This is a genomic window from Streptomyces sp. CNT360 (assembly GCF_000424785.1).
The window spans coordinates 38,159-50,537 of the sequence record NZ_AUKO01000013.1; the positions used below are offsets into that span (position 1 = coordinate 38,159).

9 protein-coding genes are annotated in these 12,379 nt (G+C 71.2%); 7 read left to right on the plus strand and 2 right to left on the minus strand.

Going from position 1 to position 12,379, the window contains the following annotated elements; all coding sequences use genetic code 11:
• A complete protein-coding gene (locus H297_RS0114680) occupies window positions 1–1,173 on the plus strand; it encodes a hypothetical protein (RefSeq protein ID WP_027737672.1) in 1,173 nt (390 codons plus the stop codon).
• A 1,122-nt stretch (window positions 1,174–2,295) separates the two neighbouring features.
• Here the strand turns inward: H297_RS0114680 and H297_RS36410 are convergent.
• A complete protein-coding gene (locus tag H297_RS36410; RefSeq protein WP_064744830.1) occupies window positions 2,296–2,772 on the minus strand; it encodes a MerR family transcriptional regulator in 477 nt (158 codons plus the stop codon).
• A gap of 46 nt (window positions 2,773–2,818) precedes the next feature.
• Between H297_RS36410 and H297_RS0114690 the strand changes: the two genes are divergently transcribed.
• A complete protein-coding gene (locus H297_RS0114690; RefSeq protein WP_027737673.1) occupies window positions 2,819–4,480 on the plus strand; it encodes an FAD-dependent monooxygenase in 1,662 nt (553 codons plus the stop codon).
• Between the two features lie 545 nt (window positions 4,481–5,025).
• A complete protein-coding gene (locus H297_RS41660; RefSeq protein ID WP_158693689.1) occupies window positions 5,026–5,586 on the plus strand; it encodes a DUF4232 domain-containing protein in 561 nt (186 codons plus the stop codon).
• Between the two features lie 358 nt (window positions 5,587–5,944).
• On the opposite strand, the gene H297_RS0114700 is transcribed toward H297_RS41660, so the two are convergent.
• A complete protein-coding gene (locus tag H297_RS0114700) occupies window positions 5,945–7,060 on the minus strand; it encodes an XdhC/CoxI family protein (protein WP_027737675.1) in 1,116 nt (371 codons plus the stop codon).
• 280 nt (window positions 7,061–7,340) lie between these two features.
• Between H297_RS0114700 and H297_RS0114705 the strand changes: the two genes are divergently transcribed.
• From H297_RS0114705 to H297_RS0114720, 4 genes are all read left to right on the plus strand, one after another.
• The gene (locus tag H297_RS0114705) at window positions 7,341–8,279 is read left to right on the plus strand and encodes an FAD binding domain-containing protein (protein ID WP_027737676.1); all 939 of its coding nucleotides are present in this window, start codon (window positions 7,341–7,343) and stop codon (window positions 8,277–8,279) included.
• Between the two features lie 2 nt (window positions 8,280–8,281).
• Window positions 8,282–8,836 (plus strand): (2Fe-2S)-binding protein, encoded by a 555-nt coding sequence (locus H297_RS0114710; protein WP_037794222.1) that lies wholly within the window; start codon window positions 8,282–8,284, stop codon window positions 8,834–8,836.
• A complete protein-coding gene (locus H297_RS36420; RefSeq protein ID WP_486589521.1) occupies window positions 8,833–11,274 on the plus strand; it encodes an aerobic carbon-monoxide dehydrogenase large subunit in 2,442 nt (813 codons plus the stop codon). Before H297_RS0114710 ends, H297_RS36420 begins: the two co-directional genes overlap by 4 nt.
• An 87-nt stretch (window positions 11,275–11,361) precedes the next feature.
• The gene (locus H297_RS0114720; RefSeq protein WP_486589522.1) at window positions 11,362–12,315 is read left to right on the plus strand and encodes an XdhC family protein; all 954 of its coding nucleotides are present in this window, start codon (window positions 11,362–11,364) and stop codon (window positions 12,313–12,315) included.
• Window positions 12,316–12,379: the final 64 nt, after the last annotated feature.

Consider the following 12,379-nt stretch of genomic DNA (forward strand, 5'->3'; position numbering starts at 1 on the left):
GTGCCTACTAGCTGCGCAACCACCCCCGAGCGCCCGAAGCTGGCAGAACCCGTCGAAGCCACCGTCGACGGCGGGCAGGCGTACGTGCGGATCGGCTCTCCGCCGTCGTACATCAGGCTCGGCACCCGTGCGTGGTCCATCGCCCGCCTGCTCGACGGCTCGCGGACGGTACAGCAGGCTGCGGCAGAGGCGGGGTGCGCCGAGGAGCAGGTGCGGCGCCTCGCCGACCAGCTCGGCGACGGCGGCCTTCTGCAGGGCCCGGACGCTCCGCGGCAGGAACGGCACGGCAGCGACGTGCACCGGCAGTCGCTGTTCTTCCTCAAGTTCACCTGGCACGACCCGCGTGCCCTCGGGACGCTGTACGCATTCGTGCAGCGCTGGATCCCGCCCCGGTGGCTCCTCGCGCTGGCTGCCCTGGGGGCTGTCCTGGGGGCCGCGACGTGCATCGCTTCCTGGACGGACATGATGGGACAGGCGCGGGGCGCCCTCAGATGGTCGCAGGCGTGGCAGGTCTGGCCGGCGATTCTCCTGCGCGCGGTCGTGCACGAGCTCGGTCACGCCTTCGCCTGCCTGTCCTTCGGCCGATACGTCGCCGCCCTGGGCTGCGGCCTCTACTACTTCCAGCCGGTCGCCTTCACCGACGTGAGCGACATCTGGCTGCTGCGCAGCCGCCGGCAGCGCATCCTGGTGCACCTCGGCGGACCGATCGTCGACGTCGCCCTCCTGATCCTCTCGGGCGTCACCGTCCTGGCCGCCCCCGACGGCATGACGCAGACATTCGCCGCCTACATGCTCCTGTCGACCCTCGTGGGCGCCGCCTCCGGACTCAACCCGCTGCTGCGCAGCGACGGCTACTTCGTCCTCACGGAACTCCTCGGTGAGGACAACCTCCGCGACCGCGCGCTGGCTCTGCTGGCCACCACCGCTCCCTGGCGGATCAAGCTGCGCGACCGCACCCTTGCCGTCCTGGTCACCTACGGCGCGGTCTCCTTCGTCTACACGCTCGTCGTCATCGGTATCGCCGCGCACATGGCGTCGCAGTGGTTGGTCGACACCGTCCTCGGCCTGTCCGACGCCGTGCCGCAGGCACTCACATGGGCCGCGGGTGCGGTGATCGCTCTCGGGCTGTGGACCGCGATGCTCCGGCGTGCCCGCAACCAGACACTGGCCTGACGCCGCCTCGGCAGTGCGGTCGTCCCGGCCCGGGGACGGATACCCCCGGGCGCAGCGGCCGCCAGGGAGAGACCGGGGGTGAGGGTGGGCCATCGCCGACCTGCGGCGGGGATGCCGCGCTGGGGGACACCTGACTGCACGGCCAAGGCCGTCGACTCGCCGTCTGCCTGATATCGCGCCGCATGAAGCGCCCCTACGCACAAGTGCGTATGGCGAGCGCCTCGGCCGACCGGCAGTCTGGGGAACCGAGGCGGCGAAAGTCCGGCGGCTCTCTTCTCTCCTTCGAATGGGAAAGCAACGCCTGAGTCGGGGAATCCGGTCGCGTGTCGGCGAGGAGGACAAGCGCTCTCGTATTCCACTTGGTCGTGTTCCTGCGCGAGGGAGACCGCGAACGCGGAGAAGTAATTCCCATCGCCCGGTACTGGTGACTCCGATCGCGGATGTACCGACAAGCCGGCCCGTCTTTTGCGGGGGCGGTCGGAGAATGCAGCGTACCCCTGGCCTATTTCACTCTGAGAGCGCTGTCGCTCATTTGCGCCCTGCATCGTGGCCGGTCGGATACGGCGACACGGCGGCGCCGGATGCATCTTCCCCATGTCTCTCCCTCGGAAGACCAGGAATCTGCTCACGACGCGGCCGTCGCCCCCTTTTGAACCGCCTACCGGCCGCTGACGAGATGCGCGACGACTCCGGCCACGTCGTACGCGCGAGACGTGGGCGCGCACGGCAGCCACCCCGATACCCGCACCTGCCCACGAAGGCCCCTTCGCTGAGGGGCGGCAGCGTTCGCGGCGCGCGGGAGCGACTGCTCCAGAGCAGGTGCGGCCGCAGCGGGTGCGGCGGGCGAGACCGACGGGGATGTCTGTGTCGGCTCCACCATCGTTGTCCGTGCGTCTCGGCACAGCGGTGCCCGCACCGCTATGCCGCCGGTCCCTGCTGCGCAGAGGGCCGAACTGGTCGAGTACCAGGGCGAAACGCCGTGGCAGAGACCGGCCGTCCGCCTGGCGGGGGTGGTGCCGGATGCGAGGTTCCGGGGCGCTCGCGGGGCGGACCCTTCCCTGGAGAACCGTTCACTCCCCGGGCGGGGCGCCGCGAAGGACCCGGTTCGCCGTGCAGCCGCGGTCAGTCCGGATCAGGGAGGTCCACGCCGACTTCGGTGACAGATGCGTGGCCGGTCTTCCCGGCCAGTGCCTCGCTCACGTAGGCGTCCAGCGTCTCGCGCAGGTACGGGCATGCGCGCACAGGATCCGGGTCGGGGCAGCGCAGCAGGTGGCGGACGATGTCGTGGGCCCGTTGGAGATGCTGGATCCGTTCGCCGAGGTCGTCGGCGGTCTTCTCCAACACCTCGTGCCACGCCGGGAAGTCGCCGCGAGCGGGCTCCGCTGTCAACTTCTCGGTGTTTACGAGGCTGACGAGGCCCTGGTGGTGCAGGAGTCGGATGAGGCCCAGCGTACGGAGCTCCTCCGGACCGTAGTAGCGCACGCCACCCCGCCGCTCCACCGGGGTCAGCAGACCCGTCCGGTGGTAGTACCGCAGTGCGGAGACGCGCAGACCGAAGGCGTCCGCGACGCGACTGATCGAATAGCGCTCCTCTTCCATGAGCACCATTGAACTGAAGTCGGCTTCAGCGTCGACACTCGGGCCCATGACTGAGCAACATCACCCCCGCGTGGTCGTCGCCGGAGCCGGTCCCGTGGGGCTGTCCACGGCCTTCTTCCTGGCCTGCCGCGGAATCCGCCCGATCGTGCTGGAACAACGGCAGACGACCGGCCTGCACCCGCGCGCGAACACCAGCCCCCGCACGGTCGAGCTCTTCCGGGCGGCCGGGCTCGGCGACGCGCTGGAGGAGTCGGGCTGGCACCCGACCCACCCCTACGGGGTCGTCTACCGGCGCAGCGCGGTCGGCCCTGCGATCAGCCGCGGCCGGCCGCCGGCACCCGCCCTGCACCGGCTGCTGACCTGCAGTCCCGCCCCGCGCACCATGGTGACCAGCGACAAGCTGGAGCGGCTGCTGCTGGAGGAGGTGCGCGCCCGTGGGGGCGAGATACGTTTCGGCCTGCGCCTGACGCAGGTGAGCGAGGAGAGGGAAGGCGTTCGCGTCACCGCTGAAGACACCTCCACGGGTGAGCGGATCCCGATCGAGGCCGCCTACCTGGTCGGCGCGGACGGTGCGCACAGCACGGTGCGCGGGGAACTCGGGCTGGCCATGCCGGACATCGAGAAGGTCGGCGCCGTACACACCGCATTCTGCCGCGCGGACCTCGGAGACCGGCGCGACCGCGAGGCCCGGTTCACCTTCGTACGCAATGACACGGTGTACGCCGCACTCGGTGCGCTCGACGGCGAGGATCTGTGGGTCTGCCACATCATGGACTATCCGGGCAAGCCCGACGAGCCTGTCCACCTGCCACCGGACAGAACACGCGAACTCTTGCAGGCGGCCATCGGCGATCCCGGCGTCCCCGTGGAGCTTCTCGCCGCCAACCCGTGGCAGGCGCACCTGGGGCTGGCCTCGGCCTTCCGGTCCGGCCGCGTCTTCCTCGCGGGCGACGCCGCGCACGTGCAGACATCCGCAGGCGGTCTGGGCATGAACACGGGCATCCAGGACGGGCACAACCTCGCCTGGAAGCTGGCAGCCGTACTCGACGGGCAGGCCGCCCCGACCCTGCTGGACTCCTACGAGCCCGAGCGTCGGGCAGCCGCCCGCCTGTCCGTCGAGTACTCGCGGGCGATGTCCCGGAGCGTGGGCATCGGTGCGTCGCAGGGAGAAGAGCCCGAGTACGTCCGCGACAATCGCGCGCACGACCTGCTACGGGCCATGATGTTCTACGGGTACGACTCGGACGCCGTCGTCCTCGACGAGGACGATCCGCTGCCGGCGGAGGCCGATCCGTTCGAGGACGTGGCCCGGCCCGGGTACCGGTTTCCCCACTACTGGCTGACCTCGGGCGAACGCTGCGTGTCCACGGCGGAGTTGACGGGATACGACTGGCTGCTGCTGACCGGAGCGAAGGGACAGCCCTGGCTGACCGCAGCCGCCTCACTCGATGTCCCAGCGGTGCGGGCGCACCGTGTCGTGGGCGCTGAGGAGAACCGCGTTGCGGAAGGCTCCGCGACCCTTGGCGACCCCGAGGGCTCCTTCCCGTCCGTCGCCGGTGTCGAGCCGGACGGCGCCGTGCTCGTCCGCCCCGACGGGTTCGTCTGCTGGCGCTCCTCCTCCCTCGGCGACGCATCCGCAGAGAAGGCGCTGCTCCGCGTGTTCCGGCGCGTGCTGCGCTGCGGGGCGGACGTGTCCCGACGGCGGTGAGCGCCTCTCGGCTGCGCGGCTCCGAGGCCGTGCCTGCTCTTGCTCGCGCTGGAGCGTTTGCCACGGTCCGCACCCGTCATCGGACGTCCACGGCTTCGACCGGGCCATCGCGCGGCTTCGTGGTTGCTGACGGTCCTGGTGCCCACTGTCCTTGTGCTGTCCGCACGTTTGCCGCGGTAGCCGGGGCGGGTGAGGGGCCGGGTGGCTGCTCGTGCGGATCCGGGGCAAGGGCAGTGGCTGTTTCATGAACCTTTCTGCTGCCTCGGCCATCTGACTGTGCAAGAGGGCGGGGAGGGCCGGGAGGGAGTACGGCGCCCTGGAGCGTGTCGGTGAGAGAGGGTGACCGGAAGGTGACAGTGGTGGGAGAACAGCGTCTGGGGGAGGGCGTGGACGGGCGGTCCGGACGGGTCGGGACTGTCCGGCGGCGGTCCGGCACGCGGAGGTGTGTCGCGGTGGTCTTCGGTGCGGGTCTGGCTGCGGCTTTGCTGACCGGTTGTGGTGCTGAGGCCGATGCTCCCAAGAAGGTGCCTGGCGGGGCGGCGCCCGTGCCGGGCGACTCTGCGGGGAGCGCGTCGGACAAGGAGAGTGCCTCCCCTTCGTCGCCGCAGGCGGGGGGCAGTGGCGGGGGGTCGGCCCACTCCTCCGGTGGGTCGCAGTCGTCGTCCGGGAGCGGCGCGCACGCCTCCCCGGGGCCCTCGAAGTCCTCGGCGTGCCGCACCTCGGATCTGCGCATCTCGGCGCAGAACCAGGGTGCGGCCCGCGAGGGGGTGGGCTCGATCCTCATCACGTTTGCGAACACCGGCGGTGACTGCCGGATGTCGGGGTTCCCGGGCGTGGACATGAAGACGAACTACGGCACCCAGTCGGTGGACCGCAACAAGCAGGAGGTGGGGGTTCCGTTCACCCTGCAAGCGGGGAAGACGGCGACTGCGAACGTCGTCTATCCGATCAACGACAGCGGCGGTTCGGGTGTCCAGGGCACCGCGCTCGTGGTGACCCCTCCGAACGAGACCCAGCCCGCCACCGTCCCTGTCGTGGTCAGTCTGCCGGTGACCGACAAAGCCGAGGGGGGCCTGGAAGTGACCCCGGTCTTCGAAGAGCACTGACAGCCGGAGCAGGACCCAGGTCCCCTGGGCGCTGCGTACCTGCGCGGGGGGTACCTGGCTGCGCGGAGCCGAGCCGACGCCCCGGTCCCGCACCGTGAGCAGCGCGCGAGCGCCCGAAGCGGCCGACGGCGTGACGCCCCTTCGGTGCACGCGCATCCGCTACAGATGGCGTGCAGGGGCAGCGGTATCGAAGCGAACCGTCTCCCGCCCAGGACGACCGCTCGGTTCGGCCGCTCCCGTAGCAAGATCGCGCACCGCCCTGTCCGGAGCAGGACCATGCCCCAGGCCGTCCGAGCCACGACCTCCCGCTCGTCCACCGGCTCTCCCGACCCCGCCGAAGGCGTCTGTCGGAGTCGTCTCAGCGGTGGATGGGGAGCGGGGAGGTGGCGGTGAGGCGTCGGCCCGATCCGCCCTGTCTGAGTGCGATGATCTCGGCCATGATCGCGACGGCTGTCTCCTCCGGAGTGTGGCCGCCGAGGTCCAGGCCGATGGGGGAAGCCAGCCGCTCCAGTGCCGCCTCGTCGACGCCCGCGTCCCGCAGCCGCCGGAGCCGGTCTTCGTGGGTGCGGCGGCTGCCCATGGCGCCGATGTAGCGGGCGGGGGTGAGCAGGGCCCGCTCCAGCAGCGGGATGTCGAACTTCGGGTCGTGGGTCAGGACGCAGATCACGGTGTCGGTGTCGACGGTGGTCCGGTCGAGATAGCGGTGCGGCCAGGATACGACCACCTCGTCGGCCTCCGGGAAGCGTCGGCGGGTGGCGAAGACGGGCCGGGCGTCGCAGACGGTCACGTGGTATCCGAGGAACTTCCCGATCCGGGCGACCGCTCCGGCGAAGTCGATGGCGCCGAAGACCAGTAGCCGTGGTGGAGGGGCGAAGGACTGTACGAAGACGGCGAGGTCGTCCTCGTGCCGCGCCCCGTGCCTGCCCAGGTGCAGCACGGACGTGCTGCCCCGGCTGAGCATTTCGCGGGCCCTTACGGTCACCGCGGCGTCCAGACCCGCGTCGCCGAGGGTGCCGGTCGCCGTATCGGGGGTGACGAGGAGATCGCGCTCCGGGGCGGGAGCTGCCGGAGCGGCGGAGTCGTCCGGCAGCAGTGACGCGACTGCCAGCGGGCGCCGTGCGGCGAGGGCGTCGAGTACGGCCGGCAGGCCGGTGAACCGCCCGGGGCCCGCGGGGCGCACGAAGACGTCGAGGATGCCGCCGCAGGTCAGTCCGGCTTCCAGCGCGTCGTCGTCGCTGACCCCGTAGGTCGTCAGTGCCGGAAGGCCGTTCGTGATCACTTCGGTGGCCAGCTGGTAGACGGCTCCCTCGACGCATCCCCCCGAGACGCTGCCGAGCACCTCACCGTCTTCGGAGACCGCCATCGTTGCTCCCGGGCGGCGAGGAGCGGAGCGCCAGGTGTCGACGACCGTGGCCACGGCGAAACGGGTTCCTGCCGCCTGCCAGGCGCAGAGACCCTCGGCAATGTCCCGCACGTGCCCTCCCTCGCACCCGGACGGTGTCCCCGGCAACCTGAGAATGCGGAGGCCGGAAGCGGGTGTCAACGGCCGGTTAATCGTTCGCTTAGGTCGTCGGGCCGGGGAAGCGGGGAGCCCGGGGGGTGGAGTTAAGCATTCGCTGAAGTCCGTGTTGACGCAGCCGCCTGTCGGGAGCCAAATGTGCCGGGACGCGTTGGGCCGGGGTCTCCGGCTGAACGCCGCAGGCCGTGAGCGGCGGTCTCACGGACGACGGTTCACAGCGGAGGGAGAGTGCCGTATGCAGGTTCCCGCGCCGTTCGAGTACCAGCGCGTGAGCAGCGTCGGCCAGGCGATCGGGCTGCTGGACAGCCTCGGGGACACGGCGCGGCTGGTGGCCGGCGGACACAGTCTCATCCCCATGATGAAGCTGCGCCTGGCCAACTTCGAGTACCTGATCGACATCAACGATCTGCACGGCGAGCTCGGCTACGTGGTACGCGAGCCGGACCGCATCAGGATCGGTGCGATGACCCGTCACCGGGAGCTGCTGGAGTCCGCGGAACTGGCGGAGGTCTTCCCGGTGTTCCGGGACGCGGAGAGTGTGATCGCCGACCCGGTGGTGCGCAATCGCGGCACGCTCGGCGGCTCCCTGTGCCAGGCGGACCCGTCGGAGGACCTGTCGGCCGTGTGCACCACCCTCGACGCGTCGTGTGTGATCCAGGGCCGGGACGGCGAACGCGTGGTGTCGATGGAGGACTTCCACTGCGGGCCGTACGAAACGGCGGTCGGGGATGCCGAGATGCTCACCGAGATCCGCTTCCCCGTCCGAGCGCGCGGGTCGAGCGCATACGAGAAGGTGGAGCGCCGCGCCGGGGACTGGGCGGTCGTCTCCGCCGGAGCGGCGGTCCGGCTGGACGCGGAGGGCGCCGTCGCGGATGCCCGGGTCGGGCTGGCCGCGGTCGGGCCCAACACGGCGGGCATCCCCGGCATCGCGGAGGCGATGCGGGGCGAGCGGCCCTCCGAAGAACTGTTCGCCCGGGCGGGCGGAATCGCGGCCGAGGCGTGCGACCCGGTCACCGACCGCAGGGGCAGCGCCGAGTACAAGCGCCACCTGGCACGGGAGCTGACCGTGCGGGCGCTACGCACGTCGGTGGCCCGGATCGGCGGGCCGGACGGCGGCCCCGGAACGGTCCACGGGGGCGGCGCGGTGCGCGGAACCGGCGAAGTGGAGGGTTGAGCATGCAGGTCACCATGACCGTCAACGGCGAAGAGGTCACCCGGGAGATCGAGGGGCGGCTGCTGCTGGTCCATTTCCTGCGCGACCACCTCGCGCTGACCGGCACCCACTGGGGGTGCGACACCAGCAACTGCGGCACGTGTGTGGTCCGGATGGACGGCGAGCCGGTCAAGTCCTGTACGGTGCTCGCCGCGATGGCGGGCGGGCACGACATCACCACGGTCGAGGGCCTGGAGCAGGGCGGTGAACTCGACCCCGTGCAGCGGGGGTTCATGGAGTGCCACGGCCTCCAGTGCGGCTTCTGCACGCCCGGAATGATGATGACCTCCCGCGCGCTGCTGGACCGCAACCCCGACCCGTCCGAGCCGGAGATCCGCGAGGCGCTGTCCGGGCAGATCTGCCGCTGCACCGGGTACGCGACCATCGTGCGGTCCGTGCGCTGGGCGGCGGCCGAGGAGGCCGGGACCCGTACGACCGCGGCAGCCGAGCCGCAGTCGCCCCCGGGCGCCCAGGTGGCCGATGCCGGCGCGGGCACGGCCACGGGGGGTGCCGCATGACGACGACTGCCGGCACGGACTTCCCCGCCCCTGCGTCCCCCGACGGAACGGCGCCCGGCCCGGGCGCGGCCACCGCCTTCGAGGACAACGACAAGAAGCCCTGCGGCCACGGCCGGATGCTGCGTAAGGAGGACCCGCGCTTCGTGCGCGGCAAGGGCCGTTACGTGGACGACGTGCAGTTGCCCGGCATGCTGCATCTGGCGATCCTGCGGGCACCGATGGCGCACGCGAAGATCGTTTCCGTCGACACGAGCCTGGCGGAGGCCCACCCGAAGGTGAAGCTGGTCGTCACCGGCGCGATGCTGGCGGACAAGGGTCTGGCGTGGATGCCGACGCTCTCCAACGACGTGCAGGCCGTCCTCGCCACCGACAAGGTCCGCTTCCAGGGGCAGGAGGTCGCCTTCGTCGTCGCCGAGGACCGCTACGCGGCGCGCGACGCGCTGGAGTTGATCGACGTGGAGTACGCGCCGCTCGACCCGGTGGTGGACGTGCGGACGGCGCTCGCGGCGGATGCCCCGGTCATCCGGGACGACATCGAGGGCAAGAGCGACAACCACTGCTTCGACTGGGAGACAGGCGACGCGGAGGCCACCGATGCGGTGTTCGCCCGTGCCGACGTGGTCGTCAAGGAGGACATCGTCTACCCGCGGGTGCATCCCGCGCCGATGGAGACCTGCGGCTCGGTCGCAGACTTCGACGCGGTCGACGGCCGTCTCACCCTGTGGTCCACCACGCAGGCCCCGCACGCGCACCGCACGCTGTATGCGATCGTCGCCGGACTGCCGGAGCACAAGATCCGGGTGATCTCCCCCGACATCGGCGGCGGCTTCGGCAACAAGGTGCCGATCTACCCGGGCTATGTGTGCTCCATCGTCGGCTCGCTGCTCACCGGCAAGCCGGTGAAGTGGATGGAGGACCGGACGGAGAACCTGGTCAGCACCGGCTTCGCGCGGGACTACGTGATGCGCGGGGAGATCGCCGCGACCTCGGAGGGGAAGATCCTCGCCATCCGTACCCATGTTCTCGCCGACCACGGCGCGTTCAACGGCACGGCGGCTCCGGTGAAGTATCCGGCGGGCTTCTTCGGGGTGTTCACCGGCAGCTACGACATCGAGGCCGCGCACTGCAGGATGACAGCCGTTCACACCAACAAGGCTCCCGGCGGTGTCGCGTACGCCTGCTCGTTCCGCATCACCGAGGCCGTGTACCTGGTGGAGCGGCTGGTGGACTGCCTGGCCTACGAGCTGTCCGCGGACCCGGTCGCGCTGCGCCGGAGCAACTTCATCCAGCCCGAGCAGTTCCCCTACACGACCAAGACCGGATGGGTCTACGACTCGGGCGACTACGAGCCCACCATGGCGCTGGCGCAGCGGCTGGCCGGCTACGACGAGCTGCGCGCCGAGCAGGAGGAGAAGCGGGCGCGCGGCGAACTCATGGGCATCGGGGTCTCGTTCTTCACCGAGGCGGTGGGTGCCGGGCCGCGTAAGGACATGGACATCCTCGGCCTGGGCATGGCCGACGGCTGCGAGCTGCGGGTGCACCCCACCGGCAAGGCAGTGGTGCGGCTGTCGGTGCAGAGCCAGGGGCAGGGGCACGAGACGACGTTCGCGCAGATCGTCGCGGAGGAGCTCGGGATCCCGCCGCAGGACATCGACGTGGTGCACGGCGACACCGACCAGACGCCGTTCGGCCTCGGCACCTACGGCAGCCGCTCGACCCCGGTCTCCGGTGCCGCCGCGGCGCTCGTCGCCCGCAAGGTACGGGACAAGGCGCAGCTCATCGCTTCCGGGATGCTGGAGGTGTCCGTGGCCGACGTGGAGTGGGAGAAGGGCTCCTTCCATGTGGCGGGCGACCCCTCGGCGGCTGTCACCATTCAGGACATCGCGATGGCCGCGCACGGTGCCGGCGACCTGCCGGACGGCGTCGAGGGCGGGCTGGAGGCGCAGATCTGCTACAACCCCGAGAACCTCACCTACCCGCACGGCGCGTACATCTGCGTGGTCGATGTCGACCCGGGAACCGCGCAGGTGAAGGTGCGTCGGTTCGTCGCGGTGGACGACTGCGGCACCCGGATCAACCCGATGATCATCGAGGGGCAGGTGCACGGCGGGCTGACCGACGGGGTCGGGATGGCGCTGATGGAGATGATCTCCTTCGACGAGGACGGCAACTGCCTCAGCGGTTCGCTGATGGACTACCTCATCCCCACGGCGCTGGAGGTGCCGGACTGGGAGACAGGGTTCACCGTCACGCCCTCGCCGCACCATCCCATCGGCGCCAAAGGTGTGGGGGAGTCCGCGACGGTCGGCTCGCCGCCCGCCGTGGTCAACGCGGTGGTGGACGCGCTCAAGCCGTTCGGCGTCCGGCACGCCGACATGCCGCTGACCCCCTCCCGGGTGTGGGAGGCGATGCAGGGGCAGGCGGCCCCGCCGATCTGACCGGGCCCGGCCCCGCGGGCCGGCGCGGATCGACGCGCCGGCAGCGGCCCCGGTGTTCGCGGAGGTCCTACGTCCGAAGGTGCTCATGTGGGGGAGGTGTCCAGCGTGGTGAAGGTGGCCGACCGTGCGCGTGAACTCGTCGACCAGCGGCGCTCTTTCGTGCGCGCGACGGTCGTGCGGGCGCAGCCGCCGGCCTCGGCACGTCCGGGAGACGAGGCGATCGTCTGCGAGGACGGGTCGATCGACGGCTTCGTGGGCGGGGTCTGCGCCGAGGGCGCGGTCCGTACGGCGGCGCTCGGCAGCCTGCGGGACGGCAGTCCTGTGCTGCTGCGGGTGCTGCCGGAGGGCGAGGTGACCTTCCCGGAGTCGCCGGGCGCCCGGGTGGTGGTGAACCCCTGCCTGTCCGGCGGGGCCCTGGAGATCTTCCTCGAACCCCGGCTGCCGCCGCCGCTGGTCGTCGTGGTGGGGCGTACGCCGGTCGCCGACGCGGCCGTCGCGTTCGTCCAGCAGCTCGGCTACGCGACCACGCGGGCGGCGCCGGGCGAGCTGACCGAGCGCGCGGACTCGGTGATCGTCGCCAGCCACGGGCGCGACGAGGAAGCCTCGCTGCGCGCCGCCCTCGATGCGGGCGTGGGACACATCGCGCTGGTGGCCAGCCCCCGCAGGGGAAGGGCTGTGCTGGACGAACTGGGCCTCGACGAGGCGGAACGCGCCCGGATCAGCACCCCGGCCGGGTTCGACCTCGGCGCCCGTACGGCCGCGGAGATCGCGCTGTCCATCGTGGCGGAGCTGGTCGCCGCCGTCCGGTCCCAAGACACCGGCCGCGCAGCCGCCACGGCTCCGCTCGTGGGTGGGAGCAGCGTGTCCTCGGCGGGAGGCGCGCCATCCGGCGGGGACGGGCCGTTCGAGGTGACCGATCCGGTGTGCGGAATGACCGTCACCGTCGTGGCGGACACACCGCATCTAAAGGTGGCCGGCGCTGACGTCTGGTTCTGCGGCACCGGCTGCCGGGACCGCTACAGGGAAGGGGCGGTGGGCTAGTCGGTGTCCAGTACCCGGATCCCGCGTGACGGGAACGGCCCCCACAGGCGCGGAGCGTTCCCCT